This window comes from Bacillus sp. MHSD_36 (assembly GCF_030757775.1).
GTDB lineage: Bacteria > Bacillota > Bacilli > Bacillales > Bacillaceae_G > Bacillus_A.
The window spans coordinates 486,717-502,120 of the sequence record NZ_JAVBIS010000003.1; the positions used below are offsets into that span (position 1 = coordinate 486,717).

19 protein-coding genes are annotated in these 15,404 nt (G+C 35.9%); 17 read left to right on the forward strand and 2 right to left on the reverse strand.

What is annotated here, in order from left to right; all coding sequences use genetic code 11:
• Positions 1-93: 93 nt before the first annotated feature.
• The 8 genes from Q9B79_RS15740 (at position 94) to Q9B79_RS15775 (ending at position 7,296) form a co-directional block, all read left to right on the forward strand.
• A complete protein-coding gene (locus Q9B79_RS15740; protein ID WP_014893159.1) occupies positions 94-504 on the forward strand; it encodes a hypothetical protein in 411 nt (136 codons plus the stop codon).
• Complete coding sequence (locus tag Q9B79_RS15745; protein ID WP_306185685.1) at positions 497-1,627, forward strand: flagellar hook-length control protein FliK; 1,131 nt, start codon at positions 497-499, stop codon at positions 1,625-1,627. The genes Q9B79_RS15740 and Q9B79_RS15745 overlap by 8 nt, the downstream gene beginning before the upstream one ends.
• Positions 1,628-1,630: 3 nt before the next feature.
• Positions 1,631-2,209 carry a flagellar hook assembly protein FlgD gene (locus tag Q9B79_RS15750; RefSeq protein ID WP_101165711.1) on the forward strand — a complete coding sequence of 193 codons (579 nt, stop codon included), beginning with the start codon at positions 1,631-1,633 and terminating at the stop codon, positions 2,207-2,209.
• Positions 2,210-2,225: 16 nt separating this feature from the next.
• Complete coding sequence (flgE, locus tag Q9B79_RS15755) at positions 2,226-3,449, forward strand: flagellar hook protein FlgE (RefSeq protein ID WP_306185689.1); 1,224 nt, start codon at positions 2,226-2,228, stop codon at positions 3,447-3,449.
• A 49-nt stretch (positions 3,450-3,498) separates the two neighbouring features.
• On the forward strand, positions 3,499-3,834 hold the full coding sequence (locus tag Q9B79_RS15760) for a DUF3964 family protein (protein WP_002194244.1): 336 nt from the start codon (positions 3,499-3,501) through the stop codon (positions 3,832-3,834).
• Positions 3,835-4,097: 263 nt separating this feature from the next.
• Complete coding sequence (locus Q9B79_RS15765; protein ID WP_000068326.1) at positions 4,098-4,583, forward strand: hypothetical protein; 486 nt, start codon at positions 4,098-4,100, stop codon at positions 4,581-4,583.
• Positions 4,584-4,710: 127 nt separating this feature from the next.
• Complete coding sequence (locus Q9B79_RS15770) at positions 4,711-5,619, forward strand: chemotaxis protein (RefSeq protein WP_098436195.1); 909 nt, start codon at positions 4,711-4,713, stop codon at positions 5,617-5,619.
• 729 nt (positions 5,620-6,348) lie between these two features.
• On the forward strand, positions 6,349-7,296 hold the full coding sequence (locus tag Q9B79_RS15775; protein WP_306186187.1) for a DNA-binding domain-containing protein: 948 nt from the start codon (positions 6,349-6,351) through the stop codon (positions 7,294-7,296).
• Positions 7,297-7,389: 93 nt separating this feature from the next.
• On the opposite strand, the gene Q9B79_RS15780 is transcribed toward Q9B79_RS15775, so the two are convergent.
• Positions 7,390-8,190, reverse strand: a complete 801-nt coding sequence (locus Q9B79_RS15780; protein WP_306185693.1) for a flagellin N-terminal helical domain-containing protein — start codon at positions 8,188-8,190, stop codon at positions 7,390-7,392.
• A 240-nt stretch (positions 8,191-8,430) separates the two neighbouring features.
• The gene (locus tag Q9B79_RS15785) at positions 8,431-9,459 is read right to left on the reverse strand and encodes a flagellin N-terminal helical domain-containing protein (protein ID WP_306185695.1); all 1,029 of its coding nucleotides are present in this window, start codon (positions 9,457-9,459) and stop codon (positions 8,431-8,433) included.
• Between the two features lie 257 nt (positions 9,460-9,716).
• Here Q9B79_RS15785 and Q9B79_RS15790 point away from each other — a divergent pair, with 257 nt between their 5' ends.
• The 9 genes from Q9B79_RS15790 (at position 9,717) to flhB (ending at position 15,385) form a co-directional block, all read left to right on the forward strand.
• Positions 9,717-10,496, forward strand: coding sequence for a lytic transglycosylase domain-containing protein (locus Q9B79_RS15790; protein ID WP_306185697.1), 780 nt, complete (start codon positions 9,717-9,719; stop codon positions 10,494-10,496).
• Positions 10,497-10,558: 62 nt separating this feature from the next.
• Positions 10,559-10,783, forward strand: a complete 225-nt coding sequence (locus tag Q9B79_RS15795; protein ID WP_000775712.1) for a flagellar motor switch protein FliN — start codon at positions 10,559-10,561, stop codon at positions 10,781-10,783.
• A gap of 14 nt (positions 10,784-10,797) precedes the next feature.
• Positions 10,798-11,784, forward strand: a complete 987-nt coding sequence (gene fliM / locus Q9B79_RS15800; RefSeq protein ID WP_227585568.1) for a flagellar motor switch protein FliM — start codon at positions 10,798-10,800, stop codon at positions 11,782-11,784.
• Between the two features lie 10 nt (positions 11,785-11,794).
• Positions 11,795-12,154 carry a flagellar motor switch protein FliN gene (locus Q9B79_RS15805; protein ID WP_306185701.1) on the forward strand — a complete coding sequence of 120 codons (360 nt, stop codon included), beginning with the start codon at positions 11,795-11,797 and terminating at the stop codon, positions 12,152-12,154.
• 12 nt (positions 12,155-12,166) lie between these two features.
• Positions 12,167-12,487, forward strand: a complete 321-nt coding sequence (locus tag Q9B79_RS15810) for a hypothetical protein (RefSeq protein ID WP_000121176.1) — start codon at positions 12,167-12,169, stop codon at positions 12,485-12,487.
• A complete protein-coding gene (locus Q9B79_RS15815) occupies positions 12,484-13,242 on the forward strand; it encodes a flagellar type III secretion system pore protein FliP (RefSeq protein ID WP_001220586.1) in 759 nt (252 codons plus the stop codon). Before Q9B79_RS15810 ends, Q9B79_RS15815 begins: the two co-directional genes overlap by 4 nt.
• A gap of 33 nt (positions 13,243-13,275) precedes the next feature.
• On the forward strand, positions 13,276-13,551 hold the full coding sequence (locus Q9B79_RS15820) for a flagellar biosynthetic protein FliQ (protein WP_001098085.1): 276 nt from the start codon (positions 13,276-13,278) through the stop codon (positions 13,549-13,551).
• A gap of 15 nt (positions 13,552-13,566) precedes the next feature.
• Positions 13,567-14,328 (forward strand): flagellar biosynthetic protein FliR, encoded by a 762-nt coding sequence (locus tag Q9B79_RS15825; protein ID WP_001055697.1) that lies wholly within the window; start codon positions 13,567-13,569, stop codon positions 14,326-14,328.
• A 10-nt stretch (positions 14,329-14,338) separates the two neighbouring features.
• A complete protein-coding gene (flhB, locus tag Q9B79_RS15830; RefSeq protein ID WP_001971997.1) occupies positions 14,339-15,385 on the forward strand; it encodes a flagellar type III secretion system protein FlhB in 1,047 nt (348 codons plus the stop codon).
• The last annotated feature ends 19 nt before the right edge of the window (positions 15,386-15,404 follow it).

A 15,404-nucleotide genomic window follows, 5' to 3' on the forward strand; every position in this document is an offset into this window, starting at 1 on the left:
TTTTTTGTTTTTTAATATTTCACAGATTTTTTTGGAAAAAAACTATATAATAGAAAAAGAGAGCGTTATAATAGGAAGGGGCTATGAAAACAGGTGGATAAGCAGCAGTACGACACGATCAAATTGCAAATAAATCAAGAAAAAGAACAGATTTTGAAAGAAGTGTATGAATTAACAGCTGAAAAAAGAAAAATAGAACAAAAAAAAGAATATGATTTATATGTTGTGAAATCGCGTAGTAAAGTCGTACAAACTGGGCAACGTATTATGGCTGGTATGCTTTCCTCACATACGTTTTCACCTGAAAGAATAGAAGAATGGAATCGGAAAATTAAAAAAACAGAAGATTTTATTCAAAAAAATGAAAGCCTTTTAGAACAAGTAAAAGAAAAAGAACGTGTCATTGATGAGATGTATCAAGAAGATTGTAGAAAGCTTGCGAAAGTACGAGAAAAGCAGGAAGAAAAAATGCTTCTTGATTTGAAAATGTGTATGAATGGATGAGGTGAATGTAGTGATACAGTCTGTATTACCGGTGCAACAAAGTTTACCTCCGCAAAAAGAAAAAGGGCTAGAAGTACAATCTAAAAGTGAAGATTCTTCATTCGATCGTGCGATGAGAATGGAAAACAAAAAGCAGCCGAAAACGGAGAAAACAAAGCAAAAAGATGCACCAGAGGATAGAAAAGAAAACATTCTTTCTAAAAAATCGGCAACGAAAGAAGAGCCAAATGTAAAGAAAGAAGAAAAAAAAGAGACAGAACAGTTATTGTTAGCTGTATCTGAGCAAATGGTTGCAATTGAGCAATTACGTGTGCAGCCAGAATTGTTATATCAATACATACAAAAAATACAAGAGCTATATAAAGAATATGGAAATATAAAACTTAACGAATTACCCGCTAATGAATTACAACAATTACAAGAACTCCTTTCTAATATGAATATCAAAAATGCTATATGTTTAGAAGATACAATGCAAATGACATTAGACAAAGTGAAGATGCCAGAGCAAATGATGCAAATATTGAACGTTGTAAAAAAAGAAGATTGTAATATTGCAAAGAAACAGGAAGAGTTCAAAGACTTAGAGGTAGATCTTCCGAAAGCTGAGAGCGATGATGTAAAGGTAGGGCTGCCAGAAGGTGATCTATTAAATGATTCGAGTTCTACAGGTGCGGAGTTATTAAATAAAGCAACGAGTAACGATCAAATAGGGAAATCAAATAGTGGCGCTGAGAAAGTTTCATTGCCTGACTTAGGAAAGAAAATGGAAGCACAAGTAGAGGCACTACAAAAGTTTGTAGTGAAACAAGAGCGTGTTTTATTTCAGTTAAATCCAGAAAAACTTGGTACATTAACAGTGTTTATGAAAAAACATGGAGATCAAATTGATGTTCATGTGGAAATGGAAAAACACGATGCGAAGAAGCGCGTTGAAATCATTTTTGATGAATTGAGACTGAAGTTAAAAGAAAAAGAAATTAATATTCAAATTAGCTATTCAGATAAAGATGAAAATCGTAAAGAACAGCGAGAACAAGAGCAAAGACAAAAGCAGCAATTAGCAAGTACGAAACGTGAGAAACAAGAATCAAAAGAATTTGCGGGATTATTGGAGGAATAAAGCGTGCCAACAGTTGGATTAAATACAACGAGTACAAATCATATTCCGTTGCAAGCAGGAGCGCAGAATAGGAACGCACCTGTTAACGGTGCACAACCGGCAGTAGGGCAAATGAATGGAGTATCAGCAGGAGAGCAAAAGACTCCTGGTGTAATGGGGAAAGATGATTTTCTGAAATTGTTTTTATCGAGTTTCCAGCACCAAGATCCATTTAATGCGATGGATATGAATCAAATGATGAACCAAACAGCGCAGTTATCTCTTATGGAACAAGTGCAGAATATGACAAAGGCAGTTGACTCTTTAAGAACGACAATGTATTCGACAGCGCTTGATGGTGGAATGAAGTTTTTAGGGAAGTACGTAAGAGGTGTTGACGGTGATGGTAAAAAAGTGACCGGTCAAGTAGAGACAGTTCGCCTCGCAGAAAATAACGAGGTACAGCTCGTTATTGATAATAAAGTTGTCTCTCTTCGTTTCGTTGAGAGAGTGTCTGATAAACCAATTGGAGAAACAAATCCAGAAGATGCGAAGAAAGATGATCAAAAAGTAACGGAAGAAGAAAAAACTACAAATTCATAAGGAGTGTCCATACGTTATGATTAAAGCGTTATATACAAGTATTACAGGAATGAATGCAACACAAAATGCATTGAGTGTAACTTCAAATAATATCGCCAATGCACAAACAGTTGGTTATAAAAAACAAAAAGCTATGTTTGATGATTTACTGTACAACAATTCAATTGGTGCGAAAGGCGACGATAGATACGCAGGGACGAACCCAAAAAGTATTGGTAACGGTGTGAAAATGAGCGGGACGGTGACGGATTATACCGATGGTACAATTACGTTAACTGGTGGTAAAACACAAGCGGCAATGGAAGGTAATGGTTTCTTCGTCGTAGGTGATTCAAAAGCTGGAAATATGGAATTTACACGTAAAGGGACATTTACAATATCTTCAGATTACTATATTACGAATACAGAAGGGCAATATGTATTCGCTTATCCAGCAGATCCATCAACTGGTAATGTTGATTTAACTGGTATCCCGGGACCATTGCAAGTTCCAATGGGATCAGCAATCGGTGGTATTCGTACGTCAAAAGGAGTCGTTGGTGGGAACATTCCAGCTGATGCAAAACAGATTACGCAAGAATTGCCTGTATACGATAATGCCGGTAATACATGGACAATGCGCGTGGAGTTTAAACAAGATGGTGAACATAATTATAAATATAAAGTATATATGCGTAACGACTCGAAAAAAGAAACAGCGTTTAACGAGGTTAATGGCGCAGGTGGTGAGGTGAAATTCGATGCGGTAGGGAAGCCGAATCCGGTAAACCCTGAAGCGAATATTCCCTTTAATGGTGGAACAGTAAAAATAGATTTTAGTAAATTAACAAACCACCCGACAGAGAAAACATTAGCAGTAACAGATGTAGATGGTAGAGCAGCAGCGACTGTAAAAGATTGCTTTATTGCTGACGGTGGATATGTGATGGTAAAATACTCGGATGGAAGTATGAAAGCTGCGGGTCAATTAGCTGTTGCAATGTTCCCGAACGAAGGCGGCTTAATGAAAACTGGTAATGGTAACTATACAGCGACGAATACAACTGGTATTTTAGCAATGGGTGTATCTGGTCAAAATGGTGCAGGAAAAGTACGTGGTGGTGCACAAGAAGGTGCAAACGTAGATTTATCTGTAGAATTCGTTGACTTAATGCTATACCAACGCGGTTTCCAAGGGAATGCGAAAGTAATTAAAATTTCAGATGAAGTATTAAATGAAGTTGTAAACTTAATTCGATAATATATAATCAAGAAAAATTGTAATGTAGTAGAAAGGGTTTTTTATTCGTATGACAAGACAAGAGCGAATTTTACAATTGCCTTTTTTCGAAAATAAACGTGAACTTGCCGAGCAAGTGTTAAAAATGGAACGAGAAGAGCATGTATATTTACCAGATCAATTTGAAATTAAGCAAGTGCCTCCCTATTCATTTGGTGAAAAACAAGCAATCATTGGCCGGATTCACGAATTTTATTTCGTAAGTGTTGGTAGCGATGGAGTTTGGAAGTATCAACTGTTTAAAGATGAGATGAAGTGCCGCGAGTTTTTTGTTACGTTGCCGGATATTGCGGATCAGCAGATAGCGTTTTGGTTCAATAACATCGAGTTACTGAAAAGATCGTAAAAAGCCCTTTAAAAGCCCTTTTTTAGATTTTGAGAGAGGACCTGGCGATGTGTGGTGGCGGTTAGTGCTTATGTGGTGCTCGACCGTTGTTTAAGGCCAGAGATAAGTAGAGTTACTAGGTTAGCTTAAGAAGATATAAGCGAAGTGTAGTTGCAAAAGTGGATCTATGAAAGGCTACTGGGATGGTTAATCGTTTTAGGGCAGACCAGTACCTTTTAGGTCGCTTAGGATGATAGATTTTTATAAAAGGAGAGGTGAGGAGGATGGCGCAGAATAAGTATCGCGTTACATTCATTTCGCCGAGTGAGGTTGAGCAGCGGACTGTAATGTCGGCGAGTAGTTTGCCGGATTTAATTCGTAAAGTAGAGAGTATTATTGCTGATCCTAACGGTTATTTTGTAAATGATAAAAAAAATAATTGCTATTTTAAAGTGATTAAAGAAAATGTTACGTTTATTCAATATGAGTTACTATTTTCGGATAAAGAGATTCATATTGAAAAATTAAAACATATAGCACCGGCAGTATTAAAAAGATTATTTGCAAAAATAAATGATTCGGAACTGTACGCTCTTGCACTACTTGATGTTGATATAGCAACGAAAGATTATGTGCTAGAACAAATGAATCCGGAGCTAAGAATAAGAGTAGAAACAGAGCTTTCGAAAAAATGGGAAGCGATGCCGACAGAAATTGTAGGGGCACAAGAAGTGTTATTAGAGGCACTTGCTTCGTTTATACAAGATTAATCGCTTTTTAAATAAAGAAATGAATCGTTCGACTATCTATATTTTTTATATAGGTAGTTGACTTTTTCGTTTTAATAAAGCTTAATAATTAGATATACGGAAATAATGAAAGGGGAGCGACACCTTTATGTCACAAGCACAAAGTATTTTATTAGAAAGCGGAACAAATGAATTAGAGATTGTTACATATACTGTTGGTGAAAACCTATTTAGTATTAACGTAATGAAAGTACGTGAAATCATTAATCCATTCCCTGTCACAACTGTGCCAGAATCTCATCATGCAGTTGAAGGTGTTGTTCAAGTACGCGGTGAAATTTTACCTGTTATTAACTTAGCGACAGCTCTTAATTTAAAATCGACAAAGCCACTTGATCAAACGAAATTTATCATTTCAGAATTAAACCAAATGAAAGTTATTTTCCGCGTGGATGAAGTGCATCGTATTCAACGTATTTCGTGGGAACAAATTGATGAGCCAGCTTCATTATCTATGGGACTAGAAGAAACGACATCTGGTATTGTAAAACTAGATGGGAAAATCATTTTATTATTAGATTACGAGAAAATTGTATGTGAAATTAGCGGTACTGGTTATGATAATAAATCACTTTCAAAATTAGAACAAAAAACAGATCGAGCTGAAAAAATTATTTATATTGCGGAAGATTCAGCAATGCTTCGTCAAATATTAGAAGAAACATTATCATCAGCTGGATATACGAAAATGAACTTCTTCAGCAATGGTGCAGAAGCGTTAGCGCAAATTGAAAAGCTAGCGAAAGAGCAAGGCGAAAAAATGTTTGAACATATTCACATGTTAATTACGGATATTGAAATGCCGAAAATGGATGGACACCATTTAACGAAAGTAATTAAAGATAGTGAAATAATGAATCGTTTACCAGTCGTTATTTTCTCTTCATTAATTACAAATGAATTATTCCATAAAGGTGAAGCTGTCGGAGCAAATGCTCAAGTAAGTAAGCCAGATATTCAAGAGTTAATCGGTTTAGTAGATAAGTTAGTGCTTTAAAAGCTTTTTTAGCTGGAATAGAAGCTTTAGCCATGTGTGGTGGCGGTCAGTGCCTAATAGAGCCTCATGCCAAGTTTAGACCAGAGATGTCGAGCAGGTTTTAGGGGAATGGAAGAAGTGGATCGCCGAGAACTTTTTAGAAGAACTGGTGAATAATTTTCTACTTTTTTTTGGAATAGGAAACTAGCCATGTGTGATAGCGGTCAGTGCTTAGTGGGGGCCCATACGATGTGAGATTTCAATTGAAGTTTTGTAGATGTTATTTATAACTCTATTCTTTTAGTGGAGAGAAGGGAACTAGCCATGTGTAGTATTGGTTAGTTCCTTTTTAGTGTTTTATACTCTGTATAGGTGGAAAGATGGAACGTTTTTTGGAGTGTTTCTGGTTGTATGTATGAAAAATCTTCATTTGAAGATTTTTGATTTAAAAATATAAGAAAACGTATCTTTGGATTATTTTAGTAATTTTTCGTGATAACACAAACTTTTTCGGTGAAATTACATTCTAAATACCATATAATAGAATTAAATATAATTAATATGCAATTATGCATATTAATTAAGAAATCCTTTTTTCTATTTCTATACTTTCTATACATTTTTATATGTTTATTATTTGACGGATAATTTCGAAATGTTATAATATGGATATGTAAAATTTGCTATTTTCTGAAAAGACATGGGAGTCAGATGAGAATTGTGAAAGGATGAGGGGGAGTGACACAGATTATGTATCACCACATAGCAATCAATGTATTAAGTCTCTTACAAAACATGTCAAATAATAAAATGAACGATATGCAACTAGAAGCGGAATTAAAAAAAATAGAAAAACAATTCCAAGTAAAGTATGAAGAACTAGTTGATTTACATAATAGAATGGTATTATTTCAAATAGATATAGAAAAACATGGCGGGATGCGAGCATATGAAAAATCAGCGATTACATGGCTGAAATCTGAACTAGAGTTGCTATATGAAGTGTATCAATTTTGCCAACGTCACGGTTTAAACATTATTAATATTTCAAAATATGTTAGTAAAAACGAACTAAATCTTTTCCCGAAAACAGAAAGTCAATTACAAAATACGTATTACAAATTAAAAAAACGTGAAATACGATTTGAAAATATTGAAAAGCAAAAACCTGGTCGAAAACGAAAATATACACCTGTAAAAGAAACAATCGTAGAAATGAAAAAAGAAAATAAGCAAGAATTAAGAGACGAAGATCATAATAAAGAAAATGAAAAAAGTCTCGTAACAGTTATATCGGGTATCGTTGATAACTTTGAAACAATTAGTCAACATAGTGAAAGAAAAGAAGATGAACTGCATCAGTTTATGGAAGGTATTTATAAGCTTTCTAGCATGGCTGCAGGGCATTTTAAAGAAGAGTCTAATAGAAGTAGTCTAGAAAGTGAATTGCGAGCGCTACAATTGGAAAATGAAAGGTTAAAACGAGAAAAAGAAGAACTCGTGCAAGATGTGAAAGACATGACGCAACATCTAATTAATTTTATTAAAAGTTCGGATGTCAATCAAATTCGTAAATTACCAACCTTCGTACAAGAATGCAAAATAGAATTAAATAAGCTAGGTTTATATAACGCACAAGACGGAAAAATGAAAATAAGGATCGACCGTAGAGGACAAGTTATGACCGTAGCGCCATAGAAGTATTGAGTGAAAAACAAAAGGGAAGTACATAGTTTATATGTATTTCCCTTTTGTTTTTATATGGAATCGTTTCAAAGAGTGAAATGACAATTATGACTGCAGTAATTTATATACCATTTGCGGAATTTGATTTGCTTGTGAAACCATACTAAGTGCAACTTCAGTTAACAATTTAAACTTTAAAAAATCACTCATCTCTTGTGCCATATCCGCATCTTCAATTCGAGAAGCGGCATCTGTTAACGCTGTACTTTGGCTATTTAAATTTTCGATATTAAATTGCAGTCGGTTAATCATAGCCCCGAGATCAGCACGGTGAAGTGATACACTTTGTAAAGCTTCTTCAATTTTACGAATCGCCGCTCTTGCTTCTTTTTCTGTTGAAATGTTGATGTCATGTTGTGTAGGGGAAGGGGGAATATGTTTCGTTACATTTACTGTATGACCAATATCATCTAACGTAACAGTCCGGTTTTGACCGTCAAATACGGATAAATCATTAAACGCAGTCGTTTCATCAATATAGCTAATTTGTTCTGCTAGAGATTGAAACTCTTTATTTAATGAATCACGGTTTTTATTTGAATTTGTACCATTTGCAGATTGAACAGCTACATCACGCATACGCTGTAAAACATTCATCACAGTTTGAAGTGCAGCTTCCGCAGTACGAAGCATCGATATCGCATCCTCATTATTTCGAATTGCCACGCGCATACCACTCGCTCTCGCATGCATACGAGTCACAATCGTAATATTAGCGGGATTATCAGAAGCGTTATTTAACTTCTTACCAGTTGTCAAATGCTCCATTGCCACATTCATACGCTTCTCATTCTCATACAACGACTGCCTAGCATTCAAACTCAAAACATTTGTACCAATACGCATAATAGACACTCCTTATCTTATAGATTTATATATGGGCTTAAAGCCAATAAACAGCTATGAAAAGAAAAAGAGACTTATGCTTATCTTCTAGTTGTGTTTTAACATGGGAGGGGATCAAGATGGGCACTGACCGCTTCTATGCACCGCAGATGCTCTCTTCCATCAAAAAAAGTAAGGTTTTACAAAAAATAAACCTCTCCGCAAGCAGAGAGGTTCATTCATAAAACTAACTCAAATGGATTATTGTAATAACTTAGAAACCATTTGTGGAGTTTGGTTTGCTTGAGAAAGCATGCTGATTCCAGCTTCGTTCAAGATTTTGAACTTAGTCATTTCAGACATTTCTTTCGCCATGTCAGCGTCTTCGATTTGAGAAGCAGAAGCTGCCATAGAGTTTTCTTGGCTCTTAAGGTTTGTTACGTTAAAGTCAAGACGATTTAATGTAGCACCAAGTGTTGCACGATTATCAGCAATTTTTGTAAGTGCTTTATCGATTGCAGCAATTGCATTACGCGCGTTAGTAGCATCACCAGCTTGGTTCACTTCACCTTCTGATACGCTATCTGCACCAATTTTAACACTACTTAATCCTAAAGATGCCAATGTTACACTACCGATTTTAACGTTAATTTGTTGCTCAGATTCATTTGAATCAAGAGTTTGAATTGTAATTTTTGTTCCTGTATTAGAGAGTGCAGTGTCTGCAGCTGCAGGTGCGCTACTAGGAGTTCCACTAGCATCAGGAGTTCCACTAGCATCAGGAGTTCCACTAGCATCAGGAGTTCCACTAGCATCAGGAGTTCCACTAGCATCAGGAGTTCCACCACCATCAGAAGTTTCAGCTAGGCTATCTGTTCCTTTCAATAAGCTTTGGTCATTGAATTTTGTGTTGTCAGCAATATACGTGATTTGTTTTGCTAATTCGCTAAATTCTTTTTGTAATGAAGCTTGGTTACCTTTTGTATTCGTACCAGTTGCAGATTGGTTTGCAAGGTCACGCATACGAAGTAAGATGTTAGATACTGAATTCATTGCTGAATCAGCTGTACGGATTAATGACATACCATCTTGTGTGTTACGAGAAGCGACGTTTAGACCGCTTTCACGTGCACGCATACGAGTTGCGATTGCAAGACCTGCTGCATCGTCAGAAGCGTTGTTGATACGTTTACCGCTTGATAAACGGTCCATAGCAGTACTCATTTTAGCTTGGTTTTGGCGCATGTACTCTTGTGTACGCATGCTATTAATGTTTGTATTAATTCTCATGTAAAAGAACCCCCATTTTTTTATATTGACTTTTCTGCAAATTGAAAAACGGTAATATGCGAAAAAATCGATTTCGAATTTATTTTAAGCCTTGCTATATCAAGTGTCAACTGAAAATTTGAATTAATAAATATAAAAAAATAACAGTTTAACAATTTAGTCGTTTTTTTATTACAATATAATTGCAAAGGATTATTGCAAACTTTACGAAAAAACTCTAATATTAGATTATCTTTGTTTACCGAAAAGGTGATATTATGGTAGTTGGAAATATAGTAAAAGAAGTACTTGCATATAAAAAAGGACAGTTTCAGCAAAAGTTAAGTAGTCCGCAGGCGTTCGTTAGTAGTAGGTTTCAAGAGAAGTTGCAAAGCGAGCCTATGAAGGAAACGAAGGCTACGACGCAGCCGGCAAAAGTAGAGGATATGAGTCAGCCGGTACAATCTACGAAAATAGAAACGCTCGTTAATAAAGGTGATTCTAGTAAAGTAGAGGAAGTAAGTAAGCCTGAAGAAAAGCCTGAAACGAAGAAAGTCGATGAAGTGCAAGTCGCGCAAAAAGAGTTTGAACGACGTTTCCCGGAAACGAAAAATGAGTCTGTTGATACGTGGGGATTAACGAAGAAGTATAATATTCGAAAAATACGTTCTTCAAATGAGGGGAAGTATGAGGATATTATAGATAGATTAAGTCGTACATACGGAATTCCGAAAACGTTAATTCAAAAAATGATTGAAGTAGAGTCTGATTTTAATCCGAAAACGGTGTCGCATGCAGGGGCGATGGGGCTTATGCAGCTTATGCCAGCGAATGTAAAAGAAATGGGTATAAAAAATCCATTTTCACCAGCCGAAAGTATTGAAGGCGGCGTGAAAGAGTTAAGTGGTTATTTAAAGAGAAATAACGGTGACTTAGTATTAGCGCTTGCTTCTTATAATGCAGGTCCTGGTAATGTGAGAAAGTACGGAGGCGTACCTCCATTTAAAGAAACGCAAGGATATATTAAAAAAATATTAAATATCGACGTTTCAAAATAAGAGATTTCATTACATAGAGAGAACATGAAATTTTCGTGAACATGATATGGGAGTTGGCTAGTTTGAAATTACAAGATGATATTCCGTTAACAATTTATTTTGAAATCGGAAATACGAAAAAGAAAATTGAAGATTTGCTTCATATTACGAAAGGTACATTGTATCGTCTTGAAAATTCAACGAAAAATACGGTGCGTCTTATGCTTGAGAATGAAGAGATTGGAACCGGGAAGATTTTGACGAAGAATGGAAAAATGTACGTTGAAATCGTTGAATTGAAAAGGTAGGGAAGGGGATTTTCATGAGCGGCGATAAATTAAGCCAAGAGCAAATTGATGCCCTGCTGAAGGCGGTAAATGAAGGCGAGGAAATGCCAGCTTTCGCACAAGAAGCAGGGAAGCAAGATAAATTTCAAGAGTATGATTTTAATAGACCGGAGAAGTTCGGTGTGGAGCATTTACGTAGTTTGCAAGCGATTGCTTCTACGTTTGGTAAACAGACGTCACAGACGTTGTCAGCGCGTATGCGTATTCCAATCGACTTAGAGCCTTCGACAGTTGAGCAAGTTCCATTTACGAGTGAGTATGTGGAGAAAATGCCGAAAGATTACTATTTATATTGCGTCATTGATCTCGGACTTCCAGAGCTTGGAGAAATTGTTATTGAGATTGATTTAGCATTTGTTATTTATATTCATGAGTGCTGGCTCGGCGGAGATAGTAAGCGTAACTTTACGATGCGTAGACCACTGACGGCATTCGAGTTTTTAACACTTGATAATATTTTTGCGCTTCTATGTAAAAATTTAGAGCAATCATTTGAAAGTGTTGTGGAAATTAAACCGACATTTGTAACGACAGAGACAGATCCGAATGCACTTAAGATTACGACAGCGAGTGATATTATTTCATTACTGAACGTAAATATGAAAACGGATTTTTGGAATACGACGGTGCGCATCGGAATTCCATTTTTATCTGTTGAAGAAATTATGGATAAGTTAACGTCTGAAAATATTGTCGAACATTCTTCGGATAAGCGTAAAAAGTATACGTCTGAAGTGGAAGTGAAAGTAAATCAAGTGTACAAACCTGTTCACGTTGCAATTGGTGAGCAGAAAATGACAATGGGTGAGATTGAACAAATTGAAGAAGGCGATATTATTCCGCTTCATACGAAAGTTTCAGATGAATTACTTGGTTTTGTAGATGGAAAACATAAATTTAATTGTTTTATTGGAAAAGATGGAACGCGTAAGGCGCTCTTATTTAAAAGTTTTGTAGAGTAGGAGGATCCATATGAAGCATGAAGTATCTCCTGTGTCATTAATGGGATTAGAAGAATTTACAGGAAAGCGAAATGAAACAAATAAAGCACATATTGATACTGTTTCAGATATTTCGATTGAACTTGGTGTAAAGCTTGGAAAGGCATCTATTACGCTTGGTGATGTGAAAGAGTTAAAAGTGGGCGATGTTCTGGAAGTAGAGAAAAACTTAGGACATAAAGTAGATGTGTATTTAAGTAATATGAAAGTCGGCATCGGGGAAGCGATTGTAATGGACGAGAAGTTCGGTATTATCATTTCTGAAATTGAAGCTGACAAGAAGCAAGCTGCGCTTATGAAAGCGCAAAGTCAAATGCAAGATAAAGAGTAGAGGAGGAGTCATATGTCGTATATGACGACCTTATTTCAAGTCGTTTTACTGTTTGGTGCGCTCGGTTACGGTGCATATTATATGACGAAAAAGACGCGCAAACAGCAGTTTTTTAAGCAAGGTGAAAATGGCCATATTCAAGTGAAGGACGGCGTGTATTTAAATCATCAAACAAGTGCCTTTTTATTTGAAGTAGACGGCAAGCAAGTGTTCACTGTTATTAGTAATAACGGTGTTCAATCTGTGCAATTAACAGGAACAGGAAATCAGTTTCAACAAGCGCTAGAAGACGCGGTGAAGAGTGAAACGAAAAAAGTAGAGGATCCATCATGAGAATAAAGAAACAGTTATCATTATTAGCCGTTATTTTCGTATTTTCTATCGTTTTTTCAATTATTTTTGTAAATCCAGCGTATGCAGCCCAAAACGGTTTTATTAATTTCGAAAATGGAAAAGAGTTTACGAGTAATTCAAGTGTACAGCTATTTGCGCTCGTTACCCTTTTATCATTATCTTCTTCTATCGTTCTATTATTTACACATTTTACTTATTTTATGATCGTTCTTGGGATTACACGTCAAGGGCTTGGGGTAATGAATTTACCACCGAACCAAGTGCTCGTTGGACTTGCCTTATTTTTATCACTCTTTACGATGCAGCCTGTACTTGGGCAACTGAAGAGCGATGTGTGGGATCCGATGACGAAAGAGAAAATAACAGTAAGTCAAGCTGCGGAGACGACAGCTCCGATTATGAAAGAATATATGTCAAAGCATACGTATAAGCATGATTTAAAGATGATGCTGAAAGTACGCGGAGAAGAGTTACCGAAGGATTTAAAGGATCTATCCTTATTTACGCTCGTACCATCCTTTACGTTAACGCAAATTCAAAAAGGATTGTTAACAGGGATGTTCATTTATTTAGCGTTTGTATTTATAGATTTGATTATTAGTACACTTTTAATGTACCTCGGGATGATGATGGTACCGCCGATGATTTTAAGTTTACCATTTAAAATACTCGTTTTCGTATATTTAGGTGGATATACAAAAATCGTCGACATTATGTTTAAAACGGTCGCCTGAAGCGTTTGATGCTATGTGATAGGAGCCATATAAATGAATACATCACCAATTATAGATATTTTTCAAACCTTTTTTTATAAAGGGGTTATGATTTTAATGCCGGTTGCCGGCGTAAGTATGATTGTCGTTATTATCATCGCTGTCATTATGGCGATGATGCAAATTCAAGAGCAAACGCTGACGTTTTTGCCGAAAATGGCGAGTATTGTACTCGTTATTATCATTTTAGGTCCGTGGATGTTTCAAGAGTTAACGACGCTTATTTTAGATTTATTTGATAAAATCCCATCGCTATTGCGTTCGTACTAAGATAGGTGGAATGAAATGAATATGGAATTATGGGCGGCGACGTTTTTTGCGTTTTGTCGCATTACTTCATTTTTATACTTTTTACCGTTTTTCTCAGGTCGATCCATTCCAGCAATGGCGAAAGTTACATTTGGACTTGCTCTTTCCATTACGGTGGCCGATCAAGTTGATGTCTCTCACATCAAGACAGTTTGGGACGTAGCAGCTTATGCAGGTACGCAAATTGTAATTGGATTATCGCTTTCAAAAATTGTAGAAATGCTATGGAATATTCCAAAAATGGCCGGGCATATTTTAGACTTTGATATCGGTTTATCACAGGCAAGTTTGTTTGATGTAAATGCAGGCTCACAGTCTACGTTACTATCAACCATTTTTGATATATTTTTTCTCATTATTTTTATTTCACTTGGCGGCATTAATTATTTCGTTGCCACGATTTTAAAGTCGTTTCAATATACAGAGGCGATTTCAAAATTGCTGACGACTAGTTTTTTAGATAGTCTACTCGCAACGTTATTATTTGCGATTACATCAGCGGTTGAAATTGCTCTTCCGCTCATGGGAAGTTTGTTCATCATTAACTTTGTTTTAATTTTAATCGCAAAAAACGCTCCGCAATTAAACGTTTTTATGAATGCGTACGTTATTAAAATTACATGTGGTATTTTGTTTATTGCGATGAGTGTACCGATGCTCGGTTATGTGTTTAAAAATATGACGGATGTATTGCTTGAGGAATATACGAAACTATTTAACTTTTTCTTAACGAAGTAGGGGGACGCGCATGGCAAAGGATAATAAAACAGAAAAGGCCACCCCGCAGAAGCGTAAAAAATCGCGTGAAGAAGGGAATATTGCCCGGAGTAAAGATTTAAATAATTTATTCTCCATTCTTGTATTAGCAGTTGTCGTTTACTTTTTCGGAGATTGGCTAGGGTTTGAGATTGCCAATTCTGTATCCGTGCTGTTTGATCAAATTGGAAAAAATACAGATTCGACCGAGTATTTTTATTTAATGGGGATTTTATTATTAAAAGTATCAGCTCCGATATTAATACTCGTATACGCTTTTCATTTATTCAATTATATGATTCAAGTTGGTTTCTTATTTTCTTCTAAAGTCATTAAGCCGAAAGCATCACGTATTAACCCGAAAAACTATTTTACAAGACTATTTAGTCGTAAAAGTTTAGTAGATATTTTGAAATCACTATTTTATATGGGATTAATCGGTTACGTTGCTTACGTGCTATTTAAAAAGAATTTAGAGAAAATCGTGAGTATGATTGGATTTAACTGGACTGCGTCACTTACTGAAATTATAAGGCAAATTAAATTTATCTTCTTAGCTATTTTAATTATATTAATCGTTCTTTCTATTATTGATTTTATTTATCAAAAGTGGGAGTACGAACAAGATATTAAGATGAAAAAAGAAGAAGTAAAACAAGAGCATAAAGATAATGAAGGGGACCCGCAAGTAAAGGGGAAACGAAAAAACTTTATGCATGCGATTTTGCAAGGAACAATTGCGAAGAAGATGGATGGCGCAACGTTTATTGTAAATAACCCGACTCATATTTCAGTCGTGCTCAGGTACAATAAACACGTTGATGCAGCACCGATTGTCGTTGCAAAAGGGGAAGATGAGCTCGCATTATATATACGAACGCTTGCCCGTGAACAAGAAATACCAATGGTGGAAAACCGTCCGCTTGCTCGTTCTTTATATTATCAAGTCGAGGAAGATGAGACGATTCCAGAAGATTTATACGTAGCTGTAATTGAAGTTATGCGCTATTTAATTCAAACGAATGAACTTGAAGTGTAATAGCGCGTTTGGAGGAGAT

Excerpts from the sequence above, each read along its gene's own strand:
- Q9B79_RS15785 (WP_306185695.1), bottom strand. The coding sequence starts at position 9,459 with ATGAGAATTAATACAAACATTAATAGCATGCGTACACAAGAGTACATG.
- Q9B79_RS15790 (WP_306185697.1), top strand. The coding sequence starts at position 9,717 with ATGGTAGTTGGAAATATAGTAAAAGAAGTACTTGCATATAAAAAAGGA.
- flgE (WP_306185689.1), top strand. The coding sequence starts at position 2,226 with ATGATTAAAGCGTTATATACAAGTATTACAGGAATGAATGCAACACAA.
- Q9B79_RS15810 (WP_000121176.1), top strand. The coding sequence starts at position 12,167 with ATGTCGTATATGACGACCTTATTTCAAGTCGTTTTACTGTTTGGTGCG.
- Q9B79_RS15770 (WP_098436195.1), top strand. The coding sequence starts at position 4,711 with ATGTCACAAGCACAAAGTATTTTATTAGAAAGCGGAACAAATGAATTA.
- flhB (WP_001971997.1), top strand. The coding sequence starts at position 14,339 with ATGGCAAAGGATAATAAAACAGAAAAGGCCACCCCGCAGAAGCGTAAA.
- Q9B79_RS15765 (WP_000068326.1), top strand. The coding sequence starts at position 4,098 with ATGGCGCAGAATAAGTATCGCGTTACATTCATTTCGCCGAGTGAGGTT.
- Q9B79_RS15780 (WP_306185693.1), bottom strand. The coding sequence starts at position 8,190 with ATGCGTATTGGTACAAATGTTTTGAGTTTGAATGCTAGGCAGTCGTTG.
- Q9B79_RS15805 (WP_306185701.1), top strand. The coding sequence starts at position 11,795 with ATGAAGCATGAAGTATCTCCTGTGTCATTAATGGGATTAGAAGAATTT.
- Q9B79_RS15815 (WP_001220586.1), top strand. The coding sequence starts at position 12,484 with ATGAGAATAAAGAAACAGTTATCATTATTAGCCGTTATTTTCGTATTT.
- Q9B79_RS15775 (WP_306186187.1), top strand. The coding sequence starts at position 6,349 with ATGTATCACCACATAGCAATCAATGTATTAAGTCTCTTACAAAACATG.
- Q9B79_RS15760 (WP_002194244.1), top strand. The coding sequence starts at position 3,499 with ATGACAAGACAAGAGCGAATTTTACAATTGCCTTTTTTCGAAAATAAA.
- Q9B79_RS15820 (WP_001098085.1), top strand. The coding sequence starts at position 13,276 with ATGAATACATCACCAATTATAGATATTTTTCAAACCTTTTTTTATAAA.
- fliM (WP_227585568.1), top strand. The coding sequence starts at position 10,798 with ATGAGCGGCGATAAATTAAGCCAAGAGCAAATTGATGCCCTGCTGAAG.
- Q9B79_RS15825 (WP_001055697.1), top strand. The coding sequence starts at position 13,567 with ATGAATATGGAATTATGGGCGGCGACGTTTTTTGCGTTTTGTCGCATT.
- Q9B79_RS15745 (WP_306185685.1), top strand. The coding sequence starts at position 497 with ATGGATGAGGTGAATGTAGTGATACAGTCTGTATTACCGGTGCAACAA.